This window comes from Azoarcus sp. KH32C, assembly GCF_000349945.1.
Lineage (GTDB): Bacteria > Pseudomonadota > Gammaproteobacteria > Burkholderiales > Rhodocyclaceae > Aromatoleum.
Genome location: NC_020516.1, coordinates 1,841,955 through 1,865,180 on the forward strand (window position 1 = coordinate 1,841,955; position 23,226 = coordinate 1,865,180).

17 protein-coding genes and 1 tRNA gene are annotated in these 23,226 nt (G+C 66.1%); 6 read left to right on the forward strand and 12 right to left on the reverse strand.

The features are described 5' to 3' along the window. Positions 1 to 58: 58 nt before the first annotated feature. Entirely contained in the window at positions 59 to 1,087 is a 1,029-nt protein-coding gene (locus AZKH_RS27905; protein WP_304412656.1) for a methyl-accepting chemotaxis protein, read from the forward strand. After that, complete coding sequence (locus tag AZKH_RS08145; RefSeq protein WP_015435273.1) at positions 1,087 to 1,974, forward strand: HPP family protein; 888 nt, start codon at positions 1,087 to 1,089, stop codon at positions 1,972 to 1,974. The genes AZKH_RS27905 and AZKH_RS08145 overlap by 1 nt, the downstream gene beginning before the upstream one ends. Here AZKH_RS08145 and AZKH_RS08150 read toward each other — a convergent pair. Further along, on the reverse strand, positions 1,903 to 3,150 hold the full coding sequence (locus AZKH_RS08150; protein WP_015435274.1) for an MFS transporter: 1,248 nt from the start codon (positions 3,148 to 3,150) through the stop codon (positions 1,903 to 1,905). The two genes, AZKH_RS08145 and AZKH_RS08150, sit on opposite strands and share 72 nt — an antisense overlap. Positions 3,151 to 3,275: 125 nt before the next feature. Between AZKH_RS08150 and AZKH_RS08155 the strand changes: the two genes are divergently transcribed. After that, positions 3,276 to 4,193, forward strand: coding sequence for a LysR substrate-binding domain-containing protein (locus tag AZKH_RS08155; protein ID WP_015435275.1), 918 nt, complete (start codon positions 3,276 to 3,278; stop codon positions 4,191 to 4,193). 77 nt (positions 4,194 to 4,270) lie between these two features. Beyond that, positions 4,271 to 4,347 (forward strand) — tRNA-Met (locus AZKH_RS08160). A 170-nt stretch (positions 4,348 to 4,517) separates the two neighbouring features. On the opposite strand, the gene AZKH_RS08165 is transcribed toward AZKH_RS08160, so the two are convergent. From AZKH_RS08165 to AZKH_RS08200, 8 genes are all read right to left on the reverse strand, one after another. Further along, positions 4,518 to 4,889, reverse strand: coding sequence for a hypothetical protein (locus tag AZKH_RS08165; protein WP_015435276.1), 372 nt, complete (start codon positions 4,887 to 4,889; stop codon positions 4,518 to 4,520). Positions 4,890 to 4,958: 69 nt separating this feature from the next. Next, positions 4,959 to 5,966: a chemotaxis protein CheB gene (locus AZKH_RS08170; RefSeq protein WP_015435277.1), complete on the reverse strand. Its 1,008-nt coding sequence runs from the start codon at positions 5,964 to 5,966 to the stop codon at positions 4,959 to 4,961. Between the two features lie 102 nt (positions 5,967 to 6,068). Continuing rightward, positions 6,069 to 8,978, reverse strand: coding sequence for a chemotaxis protein CheB (locus tag AZKH_RS08175; protein WP_015435278.1), 2,910 nt, complete (start codon positions 8,976 to 8,978; stop codon positions 6,069 to 6,071). A 130-nt stretch (positions 8,979 to 9,108) separates the two neighbouring features. After that, positions 9,109 to 11,118, reverse strand: coding sequence for a CheR family methyltransferase (locus AZKH_RS08180; RefSeq protein ID WP_015435279.1), 2,010 nt, complete (start codon positions 11,116 to 11,118; stop codon positions 9,109 to 9,111). 310 nt (positions 11,119 to 11,428) lie between these two features. Then, positions 11,429 to 13,306: a potassium transporter Kup gene (locus tag AZKH_RS08185; RefSeq protein ID WP_015435280.1), complete on the reverse strand. Its 1,878-nt coding sequence runs from the start codon at positions 13,304 to 13,306 to the stop codon at positions 11,429 to 11,431. Between the two features lie 19 nt (positions 13,307 to 13,325). Continuing rightward, complete coding sequence (locus AZKH_RS08190) at positions 13,326 to 14,033, reverse strand: response regulator (RefSeq protein WP_015435281.1); 708 nt, start codon at positions 14,031 to 14,033, stop codon at positions 13,326 to 13,328. After that, a complete protein-coding gene (locus tag AZKH_RS08195; protein ID WP_015435282.1) occupies positions 14,030 to 15,571 on the reverse strand; it encodes a DUF4118 domain-containing protein in 1,542 nt (513 codons plus the stop codon). The genes AZKH_RS08190 and AZKH_RS08195 overlap by 4 nt, the downstream gene beginning before the upstream one ends. A 134-nt stretch (positions 15,572 to 15,705) precedes the next feature. Then, entirely contained in the window at positions 15,706 to 16,965 is a 1,260-nt protein-coding gene (locus AZKH_RS08200; protein ID WP_041656017.1) for an Hsp70 family protein, read from the reverse strand. Positions 16,966 to 17,169: 204 nt separating this feature from the next. Here AZKH_RS08200 and AZKH_RS08205 point away from each other — a divergent pair, with 204 nt between their 5' ends. Both AZKH_RS08205 and AZKH_RS08210 read left to right on the forward strand, forming a co-directional pair. After that, positions 17,170 to 18,372: an efflux RND transporter periplasmic adaptor subunit gene (locus tag AZKH_RS08205; protein WP_041656018.1), complete on the forward strand. Its 1,203-nt coding sequence runs from the start codon at positions 17,170 to 17,172 to the stop codon at positions 18,370 to 18,372. A 9-nt stretch (positions 18,373 to 18,381) separates the two neighbouring features. Beyond that, positions 18,382 to 21,486, forward strand: coding sequence for an efflux RND transporter permease subunit (locus tag AZKH_RS08210; protein WP_015435285.1), 3,105 nt, complete (start codon positions 18,382 to 18,384; stop codon positions 21,484 to 21,486). On the opposite strand, the gene AZKH_RS08215 is transcribed toward AZKH_RS08210, so the two are convergent. Genes AZKH_RS08215 through AZKH_RS08225 form a run of 3 tightly spaced genes read right to left on the reverse strand, consistent with a single transcriptional unit; the run spans position 21,483 to position 23,199 of the window. Further along, on the reverse strand, positions 21,483 to 21,872 hold the full coding sequence (locus AZKH_RS08215) for a cytochrome c family protein (RefSeq protein WP_015435286.1): 390 nt from the start codon (positions 21,870 to 21,872) through the stop codon (positions 21,483 to 21,485). The two genes, AZKH_RS08210 and AZKH_RS08215, sit on opposite strands and share 4 nt — an antisense overlap. Then, on the reverse strand, positions 21,869 to 22,456 hold the full coding sequence (locus tag AZKH_RS08220; protein WP_041656019.1) for a ferritin-like domain-containing protein: 588 nt from the start codon (positions 22,454 to 22,456) through the stop codon (positions 21,869 to 21,871). Before AZKH_RS08220 ends, AZKH_RS08215 begins: the two co-directional genes overlap by 4 nt. 14 nt (positions 22,457 to 22,470) lie before the next feature. Continuing rightward, positions 22,471 to 23,199 carry an RNA polymerase sigma factor gene (locus tag AZKH_RS08225; RefSeq protein WP_015435288.1) on the reverse strand — a complete coding sequence of 243 codons (729 nt, stop codon included), beginning with the start codon at positions 23,197 to 23,199 and terminating at the stop codon, positions 22,471 to 22,473. Between the last annotated feature and the right edge of the window lie 27 nt (positions 23,200 to 23,226).

Here is a 23,226-nt window from a genome sequence, read left to right on the forward strand (position 1 = left end):
ACGGGCTTTGCAGCAGGCCGAGGCACAACAGGTGGTGCTCAGGTCGGAGAATGCGGAAATGCGCGAGCGGCTTGCTGGGCTGGTGGCCGAACGTGACGAGTTGGCGGCCGAAGTCGATCGGATGCGGGGCGAGCGGGAGACGCTCGAGGGCGTGTTTCGCAACCTGGGAACCTTCGGTGAATCGCTCGATGGCGTGAGCCGGTCCTTTCTCGGCTTGGCGACGACGCTCAACAGCGAGCGGGTGTCGGCTGCCGAGGCTGCAAGTCGTTCGGACAGCAGCCGTGTGGCGTTCGAGGGCATCGCGGACAACCTGAAGCGGATGTACGGCACGATCGGCAACGCGTCGCAGAACATCGAGGGGCTGTACCAGCGGGCCGGTGAGATCGGCGGCATCGTACAGCTGATCCGCGAGGTGGCCGACCAGACGAACCTGCTCGCGCTGAACGCCGCCATCGAGGCGGCGCGGGCGGGCCAAGCGGGACGGGGCTTTGCGGTCGTGGCCGACGAGGTGCGGAAGCTCGCCGAAAGGACGGGACAGGCCACCGCCGACATCACCCAGCTCGTGGCGACGATACGTGCCGAGACCGAGGCGGCGCGGTCGATCATGCAGGTGGGCGCGGATGACGCCGCGCGCTACTCGCGGGAGAGCGAGAACGCCGTCGAGAGCATGCGCCACCTGATCGGGCTGTCGCAGCAGATGGAGACTGCAGTCACGTCTTCGGCGCTGTTGGCGAACGTCGAACTCGCGAATATCGAGGAGCTGACGCTGAAGCTTGAGGTATACAAGGTCTTCCTCGGGCTTTCGCAACTGCGCCCCGAGCAACTCCCGGACGAGACGCAGTGCCGCCTCGGTAAGTGGTACTACGACGGCGACGGCAAGGCGGTGTATGGGCGTCTGCCGGGCTATGCTGCGCTGGAGAAGCCGCACCGTGCGGTGCACGAGCACGCACGGCGGGCCGTGGCGCTGTATTACGCCAGGCAGTTCGGTCCGGCTCTGGTGGCGCTCGCAGCGATGGAAGAGGCCAACCTCAGCGTGATGGCCGGCATGGCGCGCATGCTGGAGCAGACGTCGGCGGGGAGGCGTTGATGCAGGCGATGGGCGATCTGCTTTCGTGGTTGCGTTCGTTCGCGCCGGTGCCGCAGACGGTCAGTCGGCGCGAGCGCTTTTTCAGCTGCGCCGGCGCGATCGTCGGCTTGTTTCTGGCGGAGTGGATTTGCCGTCAGGCGCTCGGGGAGGCGACGCCCTGGTTCATTGCGCCGATGGGCGCGTCCGCAGTGTTGCTGTTTGCGGTGCCGTCGAGCCCGCTGGCGCAACCCTGGTCCATCGTCGGCGGGAATGTCATGGCTGCGCTGGTCGGCGTGACTTGCGCAAAGGTCTTCGCCCATCCCGGGCTGGCGGCGGCTTTGGCCGTCGGGATCGCCATCGGCGTGATGTTCCAGTTCAAGTGCCTGCATCCGCCGGGTGGAGCGGTCGCCCTGACCAGCGTGCTGGGCGGCCCGGCGGTGGCGGAGCTGGGCTATCGTTTCGTGCTGTGGCCGGTCGCGGTCGATTCGCTGGTGCTCGTCACGGCGGCAATCCTGTTCAACGTCGCGATGGGACGCCGTTATCCGCACCGCGCGCATCTCCACGTGCATGCGAACGATCCGAAGCACGTCGTTCAACCGGCCGAGCCGATCCCGAGTCCGCAACTGGGCGTGACGCTCGACGACCTCAACGAAGTGCTGAGAGCTCGGGGCGAACTGATCGACGTCAGCAATGACGACCTGGAGGAGATCTTCATGGCGGCCGAGCTGCGCGCGTATCGGCGTTGGCTGGGCGAGATCGGCTGCAGCGATCTCATGCCGGGCGACGGCGTGTCGGAATCCTCGCCGGCAGCTGCGGCGGGAATCCCGGACGCGGGTTCAGGCGGCAGAAGTCACGGTCACGGCGCTTCCGACCGGAAGCAGATGGCGGAGGTGCCAGGCCGCGACTAGGGCCAGCGCTACGCACACGGCGATCGCGGTCGCGACACCCGGCCAGGCGTCGTGCTGCCAGGCGAATCCGGACAGTGTGCCGATCACGCTGCCGCCGAGGTAGTAGCTGCTGAGATACACGGCGGCCGCGAGGGCGCGACGCTCTGCGGCGCGGCGGCTGACCCAGCCGCTGGCCGTGGTATGGGCGCCGAAATAACCGAAGGTGAAGATCGCGACGCCGGCAAGCACCGCGGCGAGATTGTCTGCGAGGGTGACGACGAGTCCGATGCCGCAGCCGAGAATCATGACCCACAGGACCTGCCGCCGCCCGAGGCGGTCGACGAGCTGACCTGTCCAGGCCGACGAGAAGCTGCCGACCATATAGAGCAGGAAGACGCCGCCGATCGCGGTCTGCCCGAGCGAGAACGGCGGCAGGTGCAGGCGGAATCCGAGGTAGTTGTAGAGGCTCGTGAAGGTGCCCATCAGCAGGAAACCGATGACGAACAGGCTGCGCAGCCCGGTATCCGCAAAGAGTTGGCCGATGTTGCGCAGGAGCTGGAGCGGGCCGCTGCGACTGGCGCGGAAATGGCGCGATTCGGGCAGGCAGAGCCAGAACACGATGGTTGCGATGAGTCCCAGCACGCCCGTTGCAGCGAAGGCGATGCGCCACGAGCTGAGGTCGGTCAGCCAGCCGACGAGGAAGCGCCCGGTCATGCCGCCGAGGGCATTGCCGCCGATATAGAGTCCGACCGAGCGCCCCAGCGTGCCGGGGGCGACTTCTTCGCCAAGATAGGCGAGGGCGGACGCGGGCAGGCCGGCGAGCACGGCGCCGAGAAGCATCCGCAGCACGAGCATTTGCGTGAAGTCGGTGACGATCGCCGATGCGGCGGCGGCGAGCGTGGCGAGCGCCAGCGACAGGCGCATGACCCAGCGGCGGCCGATGCGGTCCGACAGGACACTGGCCGGGATCAGCATCGCGGCCAGGGCGGCGGTGCCGATCGAGACGGAGAGGCTGGCCTGGGCCGGGGCGATGGCGAATTCGGCAGCGAGTTTCGGCAGCACGGGCTGCGTCGCGTACAGCATCGCGAAGGTGGCGAATCCGCCGGCGAACATCGCCAGGCTGGTGCGGACGAAGGCGGGCGTGCCGGCTTCGATCAATTGCGGACGACGGTCCGGGGCGGGACAGGCGGCTTGCATCGCAGAACTCTCTCTCGTTGGGGCCGACTCGGTCAGTCGGTCTTTTGTGTCCTGAAATGCTAGGTTGCGGCGGATGAATATGTCCAATATATTTAACTGAGTGATTCGATCTATGAAAGGTATCGATGGAGCTCAGACATTTGCGCTACTTCGTCGCGGTTGCCGAAGAGCTTAACTTCACCCGGGCGGCCGAGCGTCTGCATATCGGCCAGCCGCCGCTGTCGATGCAGATCCGCGATCTCGAAGAAGAGCTCGGGACCTCCTTGTTCGATCGTTCGCGGCGGCGCGTCGCGCTGAGCGAGGCCGGCAGGCGCTTTCTCGAGCACGCGCGCGACATCCTGGCCCGTTCGAACGAAGCGGCGGAGGAGGCGAGGCGCGCTGGACGCGGCGAGCTGGGCTTGTTGCGGATCGGATTCACGGCGTCACTGCCTTACACGTCGATCCTGACTGACGTGCTTTACGCCTATCGTCGGCGCTTCCCCCAGGTGGATCTCCAGTTGCGGGAGATGTTCTCGTCGGACCAATTTCCGGCGATGCTGAGGCGGGAGATCGACGTCGGCTTCGTACGTCATCGGTCGATGGAAGTGCCGCCCGGCATCGTGACGCGCGAGATCGGGCGCCATCCCTTGAGGCTCGTGGTCAATTCGGCGCATCCGCTCGCGGAACGATCCGAGGTCGCCCTCGTCGAATTTGCAAACGACGGCTTCATCGCGTATCCGCCGGAGATCAACATCGGCCTGCCGGCGATCTTTCGCAGCCTGTGCCACGCGGCGGGCTTCGAGCCGCGAATCGTGCAGCACGCGCGCGAAGCGACGACGCAGATTGCGCTGGTCGCGGCCGGGCTGGGTGTGGCCTTGCTTCCTGCACCGCTCGAATGCGTGCAATTGCCGCGGGTTCGTTATTTGCCGGTCAGCGACGAAGGCGCGGTCCTCGCGCTTGCGGTGGCGCATCCGGCCGAAAGCGGCAGCGTGCTGTTGAGGGCGTTTCTGGATCTCGTGGGGCGGGTGGTGGCTGGCGATGGCATCGACGGTGACAAGGCCTGAAGCGGCAGGAGTGTGTGAGGAGTTTTGTGGTTTTGTTGACTCTCATGCCTGAATCGTCTAAAGTGTTGTTTCTCCGACGCGGGGTGGAGCAGTCTGGCAGCTCGTCGGGCTCATAACCCGAAGGTCGCAGGTTCAAATCCTGCCCCCGCAACCAATATCGCAAGAAAGCCAATCACGTTTTCGTGGTTGGCTTTCTTGTTTTTGGGCCGGTCCGTTTCAAAAGCCGGCGCGACGAGCGGACGAACACGAGTGCCGGCGGCTTCCGGTCGGCCGCGATGACGACGCGGACCGGTCCTGCATGGGGTGGGGCAGAAAGCGGGGGCTTCAGTCCGCCGGCGTCTCGTCCAGCAGCCGCTCGCACTCGGTCATCATCGATTGCGCGACTTCCGAGACGTAGTTCGGGTCGAGCGCTTCCATCATTTCGTGGGCGATATAGAGGCCCGCTTCGCGCGACACTGACGACTGGATCTGCCGCGCGAGGGTGTCGCTGAGCGCGGAAAGCCGGCGCCGTTCGGCGAGCTCGAGGTTGCGCTTCGAACGCCGCAGCCAGTCGGCCGCGAGCGTGGCGCCCTGGGCCTCGGTGAGCCAGCCGCCGTGCTCGTAAAAACCCGACAGGCGTTCGGCGGCGAGCGCGAAGATCAGCGCCACGCGGATGCCGCGTTCGGTGGTCGTCGGGAAAATGGACGGTTGCGGCATCGGGATGGGCAGCGGAGCGGCGATGGTTCGCGAACATGCGGATCTGTCCATTGTAATCGGCTGATGCCGCTACTCCTGCGAATCCTTTTCGACCCCGCGCAGGAGCAGCTTGCGCAATAGTCCGGCGTGGTGCTCGGACTCCTCCTGCCGGGTGCGAAAGCGCTGCCGGACGTCGCCGAGGTTCAAGACATAGGTTCGGTCCACCATGCGCTTCGCGAGGGCCGCTCGCTCTTCCAGCGCACGCACCGCGCTCCACAAGGCGTTTTCGATGTCCTGGTCCTGCAGGTCCAGCAACGAGTCGGCCGTGTAGGCGTGGCCGACGCGGCAGCGGAATCGCAACATCCGCTCATCGGTGATGGTCCACAGCGCACCGTGGCATTCGGGGCAGGTGTAGGGGGAAGGCTGGGCGACTTCCTTCAGCAGTTCCAGGCTGTCCGGAACGCCTTCGGCGATCGTCACTTCGACGACGTCAGGATCGCGAGCGGTGATCTTGGGATTCGTCGCGACTTCCCTTCCCGCGATGGAGACCAGGCGCGCCGGGATCTCCGCCAGCGGCAGGCAGTGATCGACCTCGACTGCCCGAATTGCGCTTTCCGGCATCGATCGGAAAGCCGCGTCTTCCGGGTCCTGCACGATGGCGATGCCCCCATGCGCCTTGATCGACAAGAGGCCGGCCGTGCCGTCGTAGAGGTTGCCCGTGAGGATGACGCCCACGGCCGCCGGCCCGTAGGCGATCGCTGCGCTGCGGAAGAGGGGATCGATCGCCGGCCGTGAGTTGTTCTCGCGCGGGCCGCGCCGCAAGTACACCTGGCCTTGCCGCACGACCATGTGTAGATCCGGCGGCGCCACGTAGATCCTACCGGCCCGGATGCTCTCGCCGTCGATCGGATGTGCGGCCGGCAGCGGTCCGGCGCGGCTGAGCAGATGCGGCAGCATCGACGGGCTGTCGCGCAACAGATGAAGGACGACCAGGATCGCCGCGGGGAAGTCGGCCGGCAAGGCTCCGGCCAGTTCCTTCAGCGCTTCGACGCCACCGGCCGACGTTCCGATGACGATGATTCTGTGGCTTGCGTGCATCGTGGACCTGCCCTTGCGCCGTTATCGGGCGCCGCCGATCTCCCTGTCGTTTCACCAAGCAATCCGGGCGCCCGCTCCGTCTCAGGAGCTGACGGGACAGGCCTATTCCCCGACGTCCGCCGGCTCGATGTGCATCAGGACGAGTGGGGAATTGCCCTTGCCGGAATTGATCGGTCGGCCGCTGACATGGACGCGCTTGACGCCGACCCCCGGCATCGACAATTCGACCGCGAACTCGTCGAAGCCCTTGCCCTTGGCGCACACGTCTTCGAGCAGGTTACGCAGCCGGGGAATGCCCCACTGCCCGTCGCCGAGGTGGTAGAGCAGGTTGCCCTCGGTGTCCTTCATGCTGACGTTGAAGCACTCGAGATAGGACGGGTTGGCCGAGAGCACCTTGAGATTGCCGTCGAGCACGAGCATCGGGTGGCGGAAGGCGTTGACGATGCCCTGCGCGTAGTCGCGCGCTTCCTGCGCGAGCTTCAGGCCGCGCTTCAACTCGTCGATGTCGATGAAGGCGATGACGGCTCCCTCGATCTTGTTGTCGACGGTCTTGTATGGGCGAATCCGGATCGAATACCAGCGGCCGTCATGGGCCTGGCCTTCGATTTCGCGGATGTTCACGGTCTCGATGACGTTTTCGAGCACCTTGCGCAGATTGGGAATCTGGATGTTCAGATTGATGTCGCTGATCGGGCGCCCGACGTCCGTGCTGATCAGATTCAGATGCTTTTCGGCCAGTGGCGTGAAGCGCCGGATGCTCAGGTCGCTATCGAGGATCACGATCGGGATGTTGACGCTCGACAGCAGGTTCGACAGGTCGTTGTTGAGCTGCAACTGCTCGCGGTTGCGCGTTTCGAGCTCGTCGTTGACCGTCGAGAGCTCCTCGTTCACCGACTGGAGTTCTTCCTTCGCGGTCTCGAGTTCCTCGTTGGTGCTCTGCAACTCCTCATTGGAAGACAGGATTTCCTCGTTCGCCGAGCGCAGTTCCTCGTTGATCGTCTCGTCCTGCTCGATCACCGACTGCAGGTATTCCTTCGTCGACTGCAGTTCCTGCTCCAGCCCCCGCAGGCGTTCGGCCTGCTCGTTGTCATTCGTCCCGTCGCCGGGCTCCGGCCTGCGCTCCTTGAAGCACTGGAACACGACGAGAAAGAAGCCTGGACCGGCATATTCGGCGAGCGGGGCGACTTCGATCGTCACCCGCATCAACTCTTCTCCGCGCCTGAAGCGGATGCCTTCCTTGCGTGCGGTGGCGCGGGTCCTTGTTGCCTGGGCGACCGTGTCGCGCAGCTCCATCGCGAGCCCTTCGCGTGCCATGCGGAGCAGGTTGAAACTCGCCTCGCCGGGCGCCGGTTCGAGGAAGTCGCCGGTCTGGCCGCGAAACTGCACGATATCCATCTGCTCGTTGATGACGACGCTGGCCGGGCAGTACTTCTTCATCAGCACGCGGTCGACCGCGCGCTGCAGGTCCTGGCCGGCGAGGACGGCCGCCTGCCGTTCCTTCTCCCCTGGCGTGGCTTCGGGCAAGTTGAACTGCGGCGCGGAGAAATCGAAGTGCATCGGCGTCGTGATCGCCTTCTTGACGTAGATCTTGTGCTTGGCGTCGATCGTCTTGTACATGTCGGCGTACTTGCCGATGGTCTCCGCCACGCCCAGGAACAGGAAGCCGGTCGGCTTCAACGCGTAGTGGAAGAGCGACAGCGCCTTCTTCTGCAGCACCGGGCCGAGATAGATCAGCAGATTGCGGCAGCTCACGAGGTCGAGGCGCGAGAAGGGCGGATCCTTGACCACGTTCTGCTTCGCGAACAGGCACATGTCGCGGATGTGCTTGGCGATCTGGTAGCCCTGGTCGACCTTCGTGAAATAGCGGTTCAGTCGGCGCTGGGGCACGTCCTGCGCGATGCTTTCCGGGAAGATCCCGGCCCGCGCCTTCTCGATCGCCTGCGAATCGATGTCGGTCGCGAAGATCTGGATCGGGATGTTGACGCCCTGTTCGTCCATGTATTCGATCAGCGCGATCGCGAGCGAGTACGCCTCCTCGCCGGTCGAACAGCCGGCGACCCACACGCGGATCGGGTCGGCCGGGCTGCGGTCGCGGACGATCTTCGGGAAGACTTCCTGCACCAGCGCGTCGAAGGATTCCGGGTCGCGGAAGAAGGCGGTGACGTTGATCAGCAGCTCGTAGTAGAGTACGTCGACCTCGGCGGGCCGATCATGCAGCAGGCGCACGTAGTCGCTCATCCGGTCGATCTTGTGCAGCAGCATGCGTCGGCGGATGCGGCGCTGGATCGTCGTCAGCTTGTAGTAGCTGAAGTCCACTCCGGTGCGGCGGCGCAGCAGGATGAACATCTTGTTGAGGTGGTCCTCTTCATCCTTGTCCCTCTCGGACGGGCGTCGTTCAGAGTCCGTCCCGCGGCCGACGATGCGCGCCAGCTCCGCGGCGATTTCCTTGGGCGGCAGCACGAAATCGACGGAACCTGCTGCGATCGACGCATGCGGCATGCTGAAATACTTGGCGGAATCTTCGTCCTGCGCGAAGGTCACCCCGCCCTCGGCCTTGATCATCTTCATGCCGAGCATGCCGTCGGATGCGGTGCCCGACAGGATGATGCCTACGGCCTGTTCCCCCGCATCCTGGGCGAGCGAGCGCAGGAAATAGTCGACCGTCACCTGTGGCGTGCGCGGCGACGACGATGGCATCAGGTGCAGGGCGCCGTGGTGGATCGCGAGATTCTTGTTCGGGGGGATGACGTAGACGTGATTCGGCTCGACCCGCATGCCGTCGGCAGCCTCCGATACCGGCATACTCGTCTTCTCGGCGAGCAGATCGGCCAGCATGCTCTTGTGCGTCGGGTCCAGGTGTTGCACGAGCACATAGGCCATGTGCAGATCGGGCGCAAGATGTTCGAAAAACTCGCTGAACGCCTCGAGGCCGCCCGCCGAAGCGCCGATACCGACAATGGGAAAGACGTGGTTATGGGCGGTCTGTTTCGGAGAGGGCTCTTTCTTGGTCATCAGTCGATTCGATTGTCGTTGTCGGCGGCCTGGTGCCCTTGCGGGCGCGGTGGCGCGCTGCGAGAAGAGCGAATCATACGATGATCACCTCTCGGACGAGGGTCTTCATCGAGCATACGGCGTTCGCCTGTCAGGCGAAGTCGCAGGCGATTTCCACCGCGATACGCGTGCCTTCGCCGGGCTGCGAATCGACACTGAAGCTGCCGCCGGCAAATTCGGCGCGTTCCCGCATCGTCAACAGGCCGAGGCCTCGCCTCTGTCCCGGGCCGACAAGGTTGTCCGGTGCAAAGCCGATGCCGTTGTCGGCAATACGCAGCACCACATTTTCATAGCGCGTGGCGAGTTCGACTGCAACGCGGCTCGCCTCCGCATGCTTCGCGCAATTGGTGAGCGCTTCCTGAGCGATGCGGAACAGCAGCGATTGGTGCTCGGCGTTCAGGCGAATCGGGGAATTGTCGGAGGTGACGGAAACCTCGACGCCCGTGCGTTCGGTGAACTGCTGTGCGTAGCTTTCGAGGGCCGGCAACAGCCCGGCGTGGTCGAGAACCGGCGGCCGCAGGTCGGCGCAGATCTCGCGGATGCTCGCCGTGGTGTCCTGCAGCAGTGCCGTCAGATCGTCGAAGAGATGGGCGACGCTCCCATCGAGCCCCGGGGGCATCGCCGGCGCCAGCGACTTCAGTATGATCTCCATCGCGGCGAGGTTGGGGCTGGTCCTGTCATGCAACTCGGTGGACAGCCGCCGCCGTTCCATCTCCTGGACGGCGATCAGTCGACGTGACAAGGTTTCAATCCGCCGGCGCGCCTCTTCGCCATTCGTAAGCGCCTGCAGCAGCGCCTCGTTGATCGTCTGCACCTGGTCGTTCGAGCTTCGCAGGTCTTCGTTGGTGACAAAGAGCTCTTCGTTGAACGATTGCAGTTCTTCGTTCGCGAGCGTGAGCTGTTCCCGCAGATCGTGCATCTGCTGACTGAGGCGAAGGTTTTCCTGGTTGAATTCGTAAAGCTCGTGCCGCATCGACGTCTTGACGGCGTCATCCTGCCCGTCCGTGTCATCGAGCTTGCTGTCGCTGCGTAGTTCGCGAAATACGATCAGCGCGGCGGGCGGCTCCTCGCTTTGAAGGGGTTGTATCGTCACCTGGACTCGCCGCTGTTGCCCGGAGGCCAGGATCTCCTGGCCGGGCAATACGATCCTAGTCCGCTGCTGGATCGACTGGGCCAATCCGTTGAGCAACGCATGGTGCAGGCCGACCGGCGCCACGGCGTGTATATTCCAGCCCGCCTGACCGGTCGGAAGCTCGAGGTAGTTGCCGGTCCGCCCGTTGAAGTAGAGGATGTCTCCGGCCTCGTTGGCGACCACCGCTGGGAGTGAAAACTGTTGCAGCAAGACGGCGTCGGCCGCGGTTTTCAGCGTCGCTCCTGGGTGGCCCGGCCTCGGCAGGCGCCAGTTGCGCATCACGAAATCCAGAGTGCCGGCCTGAGGCGTGCCCGGCAGCCGTCGGTAGATGCGGCTCGGTCCGTCGACGAGCGCGAACAGCTGCGGCGCGTCCGCGATTCCGGCATCTCCGCGAACGGCCAGCAGGCCGTCGCGAAGGAGGCTGTAGTGGAGCAAGGGCAGCGGAATGTCGTGCGAGTCCGAGCCGGCAGTGCAATACACGAGCAGGTCGAGATTGGAAAACGGCGCGTCGGCCGTCGCGTCGTGCGCGGCGAAGATGATCATGTCGCGCAGCTCGCGTCGGATGCGGAATCCGCCATCTTCACGGCGGAAGAAGCGGGCAAGCCGCTCGGGCGACAGCTCGTCCGCGATCCGCTCCGGAAACCAGCTACGACGCGCCAGCGCAATCACTTTGAGATCCGGGTCGGAGGCCAGAATTCTCACCGTGGGGCGGTCGCATGCCTCGACCTCGTCGAGCAGTTCGCAAAGCAGTATCGCGACCGCATAGGCTTCTTCGCCGCGGCCGCAATTGGCGATCCAGGTGCGCAATGGTCGGTCGGCAGCATAAGCCGCCTTCACGCGCGGCAGGAGCGCCGACCTGAGCGCGGCCCAGAACTCGGGATCACGGAAAAAGAGGTGAACGGGCGGCGAACCGACACTGGTGCCGGTTGAGGCGAGGGGCCTCCCGTCCTCGTAGGGTGTCTCTCGCATGTTCAGTTTCGTTACCTCGGATCGATGATTCGCGGCCTGCGCCTGGACGCAGAACGGCGGACGCCGTCGCCATAACGTGGTTAGGGTACATGTTTGCCGAGATCCGGGCGTGCAGATTGCACACGCCTATAAGACTTTCTACATAATCCCTACCCCTTCCAGGGTATTCCCGCGGGGCTGCCCGTTCCTGTGTTGCGGCCGTCTACAATGCGTGGAGAGACGCGGCAGGAAAGCGGAAGCTTCCGCTGTCGGCGGAACCCAGTCTAATCAAGCAATTTCTGTTCCGAGTGTCGCGGGACAGTTATGCAGATCAGAGCATGACCTGGGTGCCGAGCTCGACCACCTGGTTGGCGGGGAGGCGGAAGTAGGTGGCGGCGCCTTCGGCCTGGCGGGTCATCCAGGAATACAGCGCGCAGCGCCAGCCGCTGAGCGCACCGGGGCCGTCGACGATCACGGAGCGGGCGACGAAGTAGGTCGTGAGCATCGGGTCGAGGTGCAGCCCGACGCCGTCGGCCCCTTCCAGCGCCTTCGGCAGGTCGGGTTCCTCGCGGAAGCCGAAATGGACGTCGAGTTGCCAGGTGTCCGGCGTGAGTTTCGTCAGGTGCAGGCGATCCTGCTCGGCGATGTAGGGGATTTCCTCATTGATCACGTGCAGGAACACCGTCTGTTCGTGCATTACCTTGTAGTGCTTGAGGTTATGGAACAACGCGCTGGGGACGACGCTGGTGTCCGAGGTGAGGTACACGGCGGTGCCGGGGACTTTCGGCACGTCGTTGTGCGGGGCGCGGATGAAGCCGTCCATCGGTACGTCGATCTTGCGCCGCTGGGCCGCGACGTGGCCCGAGCCTTCCTTCCAGGTCGTCAGCGCGATGAAGATGAAGGCGCCGAGCAGCATCGGGAACCAGCCGCCGGCAGCGATCTTGGTCAGGTTGGACGCGAAGAAGGCGCACTCGAGCAGTGCGAAGAGCGCGAGCCCGGCGAGTACCGGCAGGCGGAAGCGGCTCGGCGCGGCGAGCGTGATGAACACCGTGAGCACGGTCGTGATGATCATCGTGCCCGATACCGCGATGCCGTACGCGGCGGCCAGTGCGTTCGAGGAGCGGAATTCCAGCACCAGCAGCACGACCGCGATCAGCATCAGCCAATTGACGCTGGGAATGTAAATTTGACCACGCTCGCTGTCCGAGGTGTGGAGTACGCGCACGCGCGGTAGGTAGCCGAGCAGCGAGGCCTGCAGCGTCATCGAGAAGGCTCCGGTGATCGTGGCCTGCGATGCGATCACGGTCGCGGCGGTGGCGAGCCCGACGAGCGGCAGCACGGCCCAGTCCGGCGCGAGGAGGTAGAAGGGGTTCTCGACCGCGGTTGGGTCGCGCAGCACGAGCGCGCCCTGGCCGAAGTAGTTGATCAGCAGCGCTGGGCACACCAGGCCGTACCACGCGATGCGGACGGCCTTTGCGCCGAAGTGGCCCATGTCTGCATACAGCGCCTCGCCGCCGGTGAGCGCCAGGAAAACGGCGGACAGCAGCAGGAAGGCGGCGTGCGAGTGGTTGATCGCGAAGTCGATGGCGTACTTCGGGTTGATCGCCTGGAGCACTTGCGGGGTCTGGGCAATCGACTGCGCGCCGAGCACGGCGAGCGTCGCGAACCAGATCAGCGTGACCGGCCCGAAGAGCCGCCCGACGCGGGTCGTGCCGTGCTTCTGGATCAGGAACAGGCTGACCAGCACGCCGATCGTGATCGGCACGATCAGCGCGTGGAACTCGGGTTCGGCGACCGAGATGCCTTCCATCGCCGACAACACCGAGATCGCAGGCGTGATGATGGCGTCGCCATAGAAGAGCGCGGCGGCGAAGATGCCGGAGGCGATCACGAGCGCCGCGAGGTTCGCTTTACGTGAGGCGGTGCGATGGGCGAGGGCGGTCAGCGCAAGTACGCCGCCTTCGCCATCGTTGTCGTACTTGAGCACGATCCATACATATTTCAGCGACACGATCAGCATCAGCGCCCAGAAGAACGCGGACAGCGCGGCGAGCACGTTCGTTTCGCTCACGGCGAGCGCGTGCGGGCCGGTGAAGGCTTCCTTGAACGCATACAACGGGCTGGTGCCGATGTCCCCGTAGACCACGCCGAGTGCGGCCAGGGCGAGTCCCGCCAGATTGCTTCGCGAACCGTGTTCGTGTGCGGACATGTGGGTTCCTTGCGAGACGCTATACGGTTGGTGTCTGAGTGTCGAAACGGTAGCCGACGCCGATTTCAGTACGTAGATGTGCGGGCTGGGTCGGGTCCGTCTCGAGCTTCTGTCGCAGATGGCCGATGTAGATGCGCAGGTAGTGCGTGCTTTCCGCGTAGCCGGGGCCCCACACCTCGCGCAGCAGGTGGCGGTGTGTCAGCACCTTGCCGGCGTTGGCGATCAGCACCACGAGCAGGCGGTATTCTATCGCCGTGAGGTGCACCGGTTCGCCGGCACGCTGCACGGTGCGCCGCACGAGATCGACCTCGACGTCGCCGAAGCGTACCAGCGGTGTGCCTGGACTGGAATCCGGGTCGGCCCGGCGCAGCAGCGCGCGCACGCGGGCGAGCAGCTCGCCGACCGAGAACGGCTTGGTCAGGTAGTCGTCGGCGCCGGCATCGAGCGCATCGATCTTGTCGGCCTCGGCCGAGCGCGCCGACAGGATCAATATAGGCATGCGCGACCAATCGCGCACAAGCCGGACGAAGTCGACGCCGTTGCCGTCGGGCAGGCCGAGGTCCAGCACGACGAGGTCGGGCGGGCGGGCCGCGGCTTCTTCCTGCGCGTCGTGCATCGTGCAGGCTTCGGTCACGCGGTACTCGGCGCGTTCCAGTGTCTGGCGCACGAAGCGGCGGATCTGCAGGTCGTCCTCGACGACGAGGATCGCGGGTTTGGCGTCGTTCATGGCCGCGCCCCGGCGGGATCGACGGGTTCCGGTTCGAGCTGCGGCGCCTGTCCGCAGGGCAGCGAGAAGCGGACGCAGGCGCCGCCTTCGGGCGCATTCGAGGCGTCGATCTGCCCGCCATGCGCTTCGACGATTGCGCGGCAGATCGCGAGGCCGAGGCCGACGCCGGGTGCGGTCGATTCGGTCGTGCCGCGTTCGAAGAGGTTGAAGATGCGCTTCAGGCTCGCCGGGGGGAAGCCGGGGCCGCGGTCGCGCACCTCGACGAGCAGGGAGCCCGCGACGTCGGTGACGGTGACCGCGATCGGTGCGCCCGGCGGCGAGTATTTCGCGGCGTTTTCGAGCAGGTTGCAGCACACGCGTTCCATCAGCACCGCGTCGATCGCGACCAGCGGCAGCTCGGGCGCGAGCGTGACCGTGACCGGGTGGTCGCGCAGCGCGTCGCCCAGGAGCTGGATGCTCGCGCCGATCACTTCGTCGATCGGCTGCCATTCCTTGCTCAGATGCACCTTGCCGGCCTGTAGGCGGGCCATGTCGAGGAGTTTGTCGACCATCTCGTGCAGGCGCCCGGCCTGGTCGCGGATCGCTTGTGCGGCTTCGCGCTCCTGGTCGTCGAGGTGGCTGCTGGCCAGCGCGAGCGCGTCGGCCTGGCCGAAGAGCACGGTGAGCGGCGTGCGGATGTCGTGCGAGATCGACGACAGGATGGAGCTGCGTAGCCGCTCGGCTTCGGTTTCGAGCTGGCTCGCCTGGGCGATCTCGACGAAATGCAGGCGCTCCAGCGCGATCGCGGTGAGCGAGGCGACAGCTTCGAGCATCGAGCGCAGTTCGTAGATGTGGTCGTCATCGACGTGGGCTGCGACGAACAACACGCCGCGGCGGCGGGTCGATCCGATCAATGGCAGGATGAGGCAGGCGCCGTCGAGATTGACGGTGGCGCTGGCGCCGACAGTGTCTCCCCCGAGATAGACCGCTTCGATGGTCAGGAACTTGTCCATCGACAGCGGACCCGTGCTGTGCGGGAATTCGTGGATCTTGTCGTCGGCATCCGGCACGAAGAGGCGTGCCTCGCCGCCGGCCTGTTCGCGCACGAAGCGCACGACCTGGGTGACCGCTTCGTCGGCGCTCACGGCGCCTGCGAGCGTGCGGGCGAGGGTGTAGAGGGCCTGCGAGCGTTGCTCGCGCTGCTGTGCGTCGCGGGCGCTCGCCTTGAGGCTGGCGGTGAGGTGGCTGATGAAGAGCGACACCGCGAGCATCACGGCGAAGATCACGAGGTACTGCACGTCGCTGACGGCGAAGGAGAGCTGAGGCGGGACGAAGAAGAAATCGAAGAGCGCGACGGTGACGAAACTCGCGAGGATCGCCGGGCCGCGTCCGAGGCGTGCCGCGACGAACACGACCGGGAGCAGCATCAGCATCGCGATGTTCGTGATGTCGAACACGCCGCGCAGCAGCAGGCAGATTGCCGTCATGAGCGCGCACGCGAACACGGCGAACAGGTGCCGCGTGACCGGTGAATGGCGTTCCAGACTGTCGTTTTCCATGATCCGCGCCGCTTTCCCGCCACGGTGGCTTCGATGGATGCCGTCCGTGGCTCTTGGTGACGGGGCTATTCTGGAATGTGCCGGATAAAAATGGTGTAAATGCTGTAACGCAACATAAGGCCGGGCGGTGCCGATCAACCGTAGCGGCGGGCCGCTTCCACGGCGAGGCCCGCGCCGATGCTGCCATACAGGTCGCCCTCGACAGCGCGGGCGGCCGGCAGTTCGGCGGCAATGCGGGCGCGCAGTTGCGGCACGCCGCTCGCGCCGCCGGTGAAGTAGATGCTGTCGATCTGGTTGCGGCGCAGCCCGGCGTCGTCGAGCAAGGTGCCGACGCAGGCGCCGACGCGGTCGACGAGGCTGCGCGTCGCGCGGGTGAAATCTTCGCGGCTGATGGTGTGCGTGAGGCCGGGGGCGAGGCGGTCGAGCTGAAGTGTCGCGAGTTCCGCCGTCGATAAGTCGATCTTGGCCTGTTCGACCTGCAGCGCGAGCCAGTGTCCTTCGCGTCGGCTCACGAGCCGCGACAGGCGGTCGAGTTCCTCGCGGGCGGTCGCGTCGCGGTAGATGTGCTGCAGGTCCGCCCAGACCTGGCGGGTGTAGGCGAAGTTGATCGTGTGCCAGGTCGCGAGCTGGAAGAAGATGCTCGACGGGATCTCGGCGCCGCTCTTCATCCGGCCGCGATAGCCGAGTAGCGGCATCACGCACTCCAGGCTCAGTGCGCGGTCGAAGTCGGTGCCGCCGATATGGATGCCGGCGTTGCCGAGGAGGTCTTCCCGGCGGTCGTCGCTGCCGGCGCGATCGGGCGACAGGCGCACGAGCGAAAAGTCCGCCGTGCCGCCGCCAATGTCGGCGATCAGCACGAGTTCCTCGCGCGTCAGCGAACGCTCGTAATGCAGCGCCGCGCCGATCGGTTCGAACTGGAAGCTCACGTCGCGGAAGCCGACCTGGTGCGCGATCTCTTCCAGGGTGTCCTGTGCCTTGCGGTCGGCCGCGGCGTCGTCGTCGACGAAATGCACCGGCCGGCCGAAGACGGCCTGATCGAAGCTGCGGCCGGCCTGGGCTTCGGCGCGCTGCTTGATCTCGCCGATGAAGCTCGCGAGCAGGTCGCGAAAACGCAGCGCGCGGCCATGCACTTCGGTCTGGCCATCGATCAGGCTGCTGCCCAGCAGGCTTTTCAGCGCGCGCATCAGGCGGCCTTCGTAGCCGTCGAGGTATTCGGCGAGCGCGGCGCGGCCGAAGGCGGTGGTTTCCTCGTCGGCGTTGAAGAACACCGCGGACGGCAGCGTCGGTTTGCCGTCTTCGAGCGCGAGTAGCGTCGGTGCGTCGGGGCGGAGCCAGCCGGCGGTGGAATTGGAGGTGCCGAAGTCGATGCCGCAGGCGCGGGCGGGCTGGTGCATGGGCGAAGTGGGTAGGGTGAGGCCGGGCAGGGATGCTACCCGACCGCGCGCCGGCGGACCAGCACGCAAACAGCGTCGCCTGCGTCGGTCGGGCGATGCCGCGCTACAAGGCGAAATGTTTCGAATTGCCGCTTACGTTACCATCGCGATCGGATGCCTGCGGAATCCGGTCTATTTCTTTTTCGAACGTTGCGGTCAGGGCACATGACAAGAAGCAGGGTATTGGTGGCGGCGGCCATCGTGGCCATCGCCGTCGTTGGCGGATACTGGTATTACTCGTCGCGCGCGGGCAGCGTGCCGGCCGTCGTGAAGGCGCCGCCGCCGCCAGTGCCGGTGACGGCAGCGACCGCGGCGGTGAGCGACGTGCCGGTGCTGCTGGAAGTGATCGGCCGTGCCGAGGCGTATGAGAGCGTGACCGTGAAGTCGCGCCTGGACGGTCAGGTGGCGTCGGTCGTCTATATGGAAGGCCAGCATGTGCGCCAGGGCGACGTGCTGCTGCGGCTCGATCCGGCCGACTACGAGGCGCGCCTGCGCCAGGCCGAAGCGAACGTCGCGCGTGATGAGGCGCAGGTCGCGAAGGCGCGAGCGGACGTCGAACGCTACGTTGCGCTGAAGGGCCGCGGCTTCGTGTCGGACGAGAAGGTGAACGAGGTGCACACCGACGAAGCCGCGGCGCTGGCGACGGTCAAGGCAGACAAGGCGGCCGTCGATTTCGCGCGACTGCAACTGTCCTACACGACCGTGCGCGCGCCCTTCGACGGCGTCGTCGGCGCGCGGCTCGTGTTCCCGGGGTCGGCGGTGAAGGTGAACGACACGGCGCTGGCGGTGGTGAACCGCGTGCGGCCGCTGTATGTGAGTTTCGACGTGTCCGAGAAGCATCTGCCGCGGCTGCGCGAGGCGATGGCGGCGGGGAGCATGAAGGCGTCCATCAAGGTGCCCGGCGGCGGGGACAAGCCCGTCGAAGGCACGGTGCGCTTCCTCGACAACGCGGTGGATGTCACGACGGGCACGATCCAGATGAAGGCCCTGCTCGAAAACCAGGACGAAAAGCTGCTGCCCGGGCAGTTCGTCAACGTGAGCGTCCGCCTGGCGACGCTTTCCGGAGCGGTCGTGGTGCCGAGCGAAGCGGTGCAGCAGGGGCCGGAGGGCAACTTCCTGTTCGTGATCGGTGAAGAGAACAAGGTCAGTCCGCGCAAGATCGAGGTCGAGGCGATGTTCGATGGCCGGGCGGCGATCGCGAAGGGGCTCGCGGCCGGCGAGAAGGTCGTCACCGACGGGCAATTGCGGCTGACGCCGGGTTCGCGCGTGAAGGTGAAGGGGGAGGGGGCCGAGGAGGCGGAAGCTTCCGGCAAGGCGTCCGCCCAGCCCGCGGCCACTGCTGGGGAATCGACCCCGTCGCGCAACTGAGACCGCCGCATGAATTTGCCCGAATCGTGTATCCGCCGGCCGGTGATGACGACGCTGCTGATGGCGGCGTTCCTGATCTTCGGCGTGATCGGCTACCGCGCGCTGCCGGTGGCCGAACTGCCGTCGGTGGACTTCCCGACGATCTCGGTCACGGCGCAGCTGCCCGGGGCCTCGCCGGAGACGATGGCCGCATCGGTCGCCACGCCGCTGGAAGGCCAGTTCTCGACGATTTCCGGCCTCGACTCGATGACCTCGACGAGCGCCCAGGGGACGACCTCGATCACGCTGCAATTCTCGCTCGACCGCAACATCGACGCGGCGGCGCTCGACGTGCAGTCGGCGATCTCGACCGCGCTGCGCAAGCTGCCGCCGAACATGCCGACGCCGCCGTCCTTCCGCAAGGTCAATCCGGCCGACGCGGCAATTTTCTACATCGCGATGTCGTCGCCGACGATGCCGCTGCCGGTGGTCGACGAATATGCCGAGACCCAGCTCGCGCAGCGTCTATCGACGATCCCGGGCGTCGCCCAGGTGCAGGTATTCGGTTCGCAGAAGTTCGCCGTGCGCGTGCAGGCCAATCCCGACCAGCTCGCGAGCCGCGGCATCGGCATCGACGAACTGCGCCAGGCGCTCGTGCAGAACAACGTCAATCAGCCTGTCGGCCAGCTCGACGGCAGCCGCCAGTCGCTCGCGATCAAGGACGCCGGCCAATTGACGACGGCCGCCTCCTATCGGCCGTTGATCGTCGCGTGGAAGAACGGCGCGCCGGTGCGGCTGGAGGAAGTGGCGACGCCGATCGACGGCGTCGAGAACAACCGCATCGCGAGCTGGAACGTCGACAAGCGCGCAATCGTGCTCGCGATCCAGCGCCAGCCGGGCGCGAACACGGTCGAGACGGTCGATGCGATCAAGCGGGTGCTGCCGTCCTTCCAGTCCAAGCTCCCGGCCGCGATCGAGATGAAGGTGCTGTTCGACCGCAGCATCACGATCCGCAACGCGATCGACGACGTGCAGTTCACGCTGATCCTCGCGGGTTTCCTGGTCATCCTCGTGATCCTGCTCTTCCTGCGCAACCTGTCGGCGACGCTGATCCCGGCGCTCGCGCTGCCGATCTCGGTCGTCGGCACTTTCGCCGCGATGTCGGTGATGGGCTATAGCCTCGACAACCTGTCGCTGCTGGCGCTGACGCTGTCGGTCGGCTTCGTCGTCGACGACGCGATCGTGATGCTGGAGAACATCGTCCGCCACGTCGAGGCAGGCGAACGGCCCTTCGAGGCCGCGATCAAGGGTGCGCGCGAAATCGGCTTCACGATCATCTCGATGACGATCTCGCTGATCGCCGTCTTCATCCCGGTGATGTTCATGCGCGGGATCGTCGGGCGCCTGCTGCACGAATTTGCGGTGACGATCTGCGCGGCGATCCTCGTGTCCGGCGTCGTGTCGCTGACGCTGACGCCGATGCTCTGCAGCCGCTACATCAAGCACGCGGAATCGGAATCGCATGGCCGCGTCTTCCTGCTCTTCGAGCGCTTCTTCGCCGCGCTGCTGGCGGGCTATGAGCGTACGCTGCGCATGGCGATGGCGCACCCGCGGGCGGTGCTCGCGAGCTTCTTTGCGACCTTGCTCGCGACGGGCCTGATCTTTGCCAAGGTGCCGAAGGATTTCCTGCCGAGCGGCGATTCCGGCCAGATCATCGCCTTCACCGAAGCCGCGCAGGACGCCTCCTTCGCCGCGATGGTCGAACATCAGCGCGCAGTCGCCGAGATCGTCGCCAAAGATCCCGACGTCGCGACCTTCATGTCCTCGGTGGGCGCAGGCGGCGCGCGGCCGACCGCGAACACCGGCACGCTCTTCATCACGCTGAAGCCGCACGACGAGCGCAAATCGACGCCGGACGAGATCATCCAGCGCCTGCGGCCGCAGGTCGCGGCGGTGCCCGGCATCAAGGTGTCGATGCAGAACCCGCCCGCGATCCGGATCGGCGGTCAGGTCACGTCGGCGCAATACCAATACACGCTGCAGGACATCGACCTCGACGAGCTGTACCAATGGACCGGCACGCTGACCGAGAAGATCCGCCAGTTGCCGGGCTTCGTCGACGTCAACAACAACCTCAACAACCTGAGCCCGGTCGTCGCGCTCGACATTGATCGGGACAAGCTCGCGACGCTCGGCCTCACCTACGGCCAGGTCGAGGATGCGCTGCAAAGCGCGTTTTCGGCGCGGCAGGTGTCGACGATCTACGGTTCGACCAACCAGTACCAGGTCATCCTCGAACTCGCGCCGCGATTCCAGGCGGGGCCGGAGGCGCTGCCGCGTCTGCATGTGCGCACCAGCGCCGGTACGCTCGTGCCGCTGGACGCCGTCGCGCACTTCAGCCGCAAGAACCAGGCGCTGACGGTGAACCACCTCGGCCAGCTGCCGTCGGTGACGATCTCCTTCAACCTGCTGCCCGGCACCTCGCTCGGCGACGCGGTGGCGAGGATCAAGGCGCTGGAGCAGGAGGCCGGGATTCCGGTCTCGCTCAACACCAGCCTGCAGGGCACGGCGCAGGCCTTCCAGTCTTCGCTCGAAGGGCTCGGGATGCTGCTGCTCGTCGCGGTGCTCGTCGTGTATCTCGTTCTCGGCGTGCTCTACGAGAGCTTCATCCATCCGCTGACGATCCTGTCCGGCCTGCCGTCGGCGGGCCTCGGGGCGCTGCTGACGCTGCTGCTCTTCGGCGTCGACCTCAGCCTCTATGCCTTCGTCGGCGTGATCATGCTGATCGGCATCGTGAAGAAGAACGCGATCATGATGATCGACTTCGCGCTAGAGCGGCGCAGGCACGAGGGCATGGCCGCGTTCGACGCGATCTTCCAGGCCTGTCTCGTGCGTTTCCGCCCGATCATGATGACGACGATGGCCGCGCTCGTCGGCACGCTGCCGATCGCGCTGGGGATCGGAGCGGGGGCGGAGGTGCGGCGGCCGCTGGGCCTCGCCGTGGTCGGCGGGCTCGTCGTGTCGCAGTTCCTGACGCTGTACCTGACGCCGGTCGTCTATCTCTACCTCGACCGCTTCTCGAAGAGCGGAGACAGCCGCGCTACCGAGCCGGCAACGGAAGCGGCGGCGAGCTAGCGCGGACACTCCTCGGGGGACGCGCTCGCCTGTCGCAGCCACGCGATCAGGTCGGCACGCTCCTGCGGATCGGAGATGCCGGCGTAGCCCATCGCGGTGCCGGGCACGAAGCGCGTGGGGGCGGCGAGAAAGCGGTCGAGCGTCTTCTCGTTCCAGACGATCTTTGAGCGCGCCATCGCCGGCGAATACTCGAAGCCGGGGACGCTGCCTGCCCGGCGCCCGAAGAGGCCGCAATGCATCGGGCCGGTGCGATTGTAGGCGAGGGCGTGGCAGGCGAGGCAGCGGTCGTAGATCCCCTTGCCGCGCGCCGGGTCGCCCGCCATCGCCGCCTGCGCAGCGGGGGCGGCGAGGAGCGCCACGAGCACCGCCGTGGCGGTCCGCTTCATGACACGAAGGCCGTCGGCACCGGATTGTCGCCGAGCGCTTGACGCAGGATAGCCCAGTGCATCGCTTCGTCGCCGAGGATGCTCGCCGCGGCTTTCGCCAGATCGCGATCCTGGAACAGCGGCACCGCGCCGAGGTAGGCGCTGACGGCCCCCTTCTCGAGTCCCGCCGCGAAGCCGAGCACGTCGTTCTGCGTCTTCAGCTTGTCGGTCGGAAAGTCATAGTGGCTCTTCGCTTCGACCGGCTTGCCGCCGAGCTTGCGCACGGTCGCGGCGAGCACGTCGGCATGCTCCTTGTGCTGACCCTGGAACTGGACGGCGAGGTCGAGCATGGGCTTCTGCAGCAGGCCGCTGGCGGCCCCCACGCCATACGCGGCGATGGCTTCGAGTTCGGCGCCCAGCGCGGTGTTGAGGATGCGGACGTCGGCCGATATATCGGTTTGCTTCTTGCCGTAGTTGGCGGCGAGTGCAGGGCGTCCGGCGAGCAGCGCGACGGTGCCGGCCGACAGCATGGCCCCCGATCCCGTCAGGAAGCGGCGGCGGTTGAGGGTTCGCAGGGCGGAGAAGGGATCGACGCGGATGATCATGATGGGCTCCTTGGTCACGCGGGGTTGGACTCCCCGGAGGCGGGGAGCGAGGGGGCAGTTAGTGAAGGGGCGGGAAGGCCCAGCCGCGCGCAGACCTGCGTGACGATGCGGTCGCAGCGTGCACCATCGAAGGCGAAGACGTCTTCGAGCAGCGATCCGAGATGGGCACCGAGGGCGTTGCGCAGCTGGCCGCGGGCGCGCAGGAAACGCACCTTCGTATTGCCGGACGAGATGCCGAGCGTCGCGGCGGTTTCCTCGACGCTCAGGCCCTCGACGGCGCGTAGCATGAAGACCGTGCGATAGGCGTCCGGCAGCCCGTCGATCGAGGCCTCGATGAGGCGTCGCAATTCGCTGCGCATCGCGAGCGTTTCCGGCGTTTCGGGAGGGGCGTCGCCGTCGCCTCCGGCCAGCGTGTCGAGTTCTTCTTCTGTGGCGACCGGCATGTTCCGGCGGCGGCGACGTGCCAAGGCCTGGTTGACGATGATCCGAGTGAGCCAGGTGGAGAGCTTCGCGTCGCCGCGGAAGCCGGCGAGCGCGCGATGTGCTTCGATGTAGCCGTCCTGCACCGCGTCCTCGGCGTCCGCGTCGTCGCGCAGGATGCTGCGGGCGACCCGGAACAGGCGACGGTTGTGCTGGCGCATCATGCGCTCGAAGGCGAGGGTGTCGCCGGCGAGGATGCGAGTCACGAGCGCGGTTTCCGTGGCGGGCTCGGCGTGGGCGACCGGAGGGTCTGAAGGCGACATGGCAATCTCCTGTAGTTGCCGATTAGA

Coding starts and splice junctions, on each gene's coding strand:
- AZKH_RS27905 (WP_304412656.1), top strand. CDS start 59: ATGCGCGAGCGGCTTGCTGGGCTGGTGGCCGAACGTGACGAGTTGGCG.
- AZKH_RS08145 (WP_015435273.1), top strand. CDS start 1,087: ATGCAGGCGATGGGCGATCTGCTTTCGTGGTTGCGTTCGTTCGCGCCG.
- AZKH_RS08150 (WP_015435274.1), bottom strand. CDS start 3,150: ATGCAAGCCGCCTGTCCCGCCCCGGACCGTCGTCCGCAATTGATCGAA.
- AZKH_RS08155 (WP_015435275.1), top strand. CDS start 3,276: ATGGAGCTCAGACATTTGCGCTACTTCGTCGCGGTTGCCGAAGAGCTT.
- AZKH_RS08165 (WP_015435276.1), bottom strand. CDS start 4,889: ATGCCGCAACCGTCCATTTTCCCGACGACCACCGAACGCGGCATCCGC.
- AZKH_RS08170 (WP_015435277.1), bottom strand. CDS start 5,966: ATGCACGCAAGCCACAGAATCATCGTCATCGGAACGTCGGCCGGTGGC.
- AZKH_RS08175 (WP_015435278.1), bottom strand. CDS start 8,978: ATGACCAAGAAAGAGCCCTCTCCGAAACAGACCGCCCATAACCACGTC.
- AZKH_RS08180 (WP_015435279.1), bottom strand. CDS start 11,118: ATGCGAGAGACACCCTACGAGGACGGGAGGCCCCTCGCCTCAACCGGC.
- AZKH_RS08185 (WP_015435280.1), bottom strand. CDS start 13,306: ATGTCCGCACACGAACACGGTTCGCGAAGCAATCTGGCGGGACTCGCC.
- AZKH_RS08190 (WP_015435281.1), bottom strand. CDS start 14,033: ATGAACGACGCCAAACCCGCGATCCTCGTCGTCGAGGACGACCTGCAG.
- AZKH_RS08195 (WP_015435282.1), bottom strand. CDS start 15,571: ATGGAAAACGACAGTCTGGAACGCCATTCACCGGTCACGCGGCACCTG.
- AZKH_RS08200 (WP_041656017.1), bottom strand. CDS start 16,965: ATGCACCAGCCCGCCCGCGCCTGCGGCATCGACTTCGGCACCTCCAAT.
- AZKH_RS08205 (WP_041656018.1), top strand. CDS start 17,170: ATGACAAGAAGCAGGGTATTGGTGGCGGCGGCCATCGTGGCCATCGCC.
- AZKH_RS08210 (WP_015435285.1), top strand. CDS start 18,382: ATGAATTTGCCCGAATCGTGTATCCGCCGGCCGGTGATGACGACGCTG.
- AZKH_RS08215 (WP_015435286.1), bottom strand. CDS start 21,872: ATGAAGCGGACCGCCACGGCGGTGCTCGTGGCGCTCCTCGCCGCCCCC.
- AZKH_RS08220 (WP_041656019.1), bottom strand. CDS start 22,456: ATGATCATCCGCGTCGATCCCTTCTCCGCCCTGCGAACCCTCAACCGC.
- AZKH_RS08225 (WP_015435288.1), bottom strand. CDS start 23,199: ATGTCGCCTTCAGACCCTCCGGTCGCCCACGCCGAGCCCGCCACGGAA.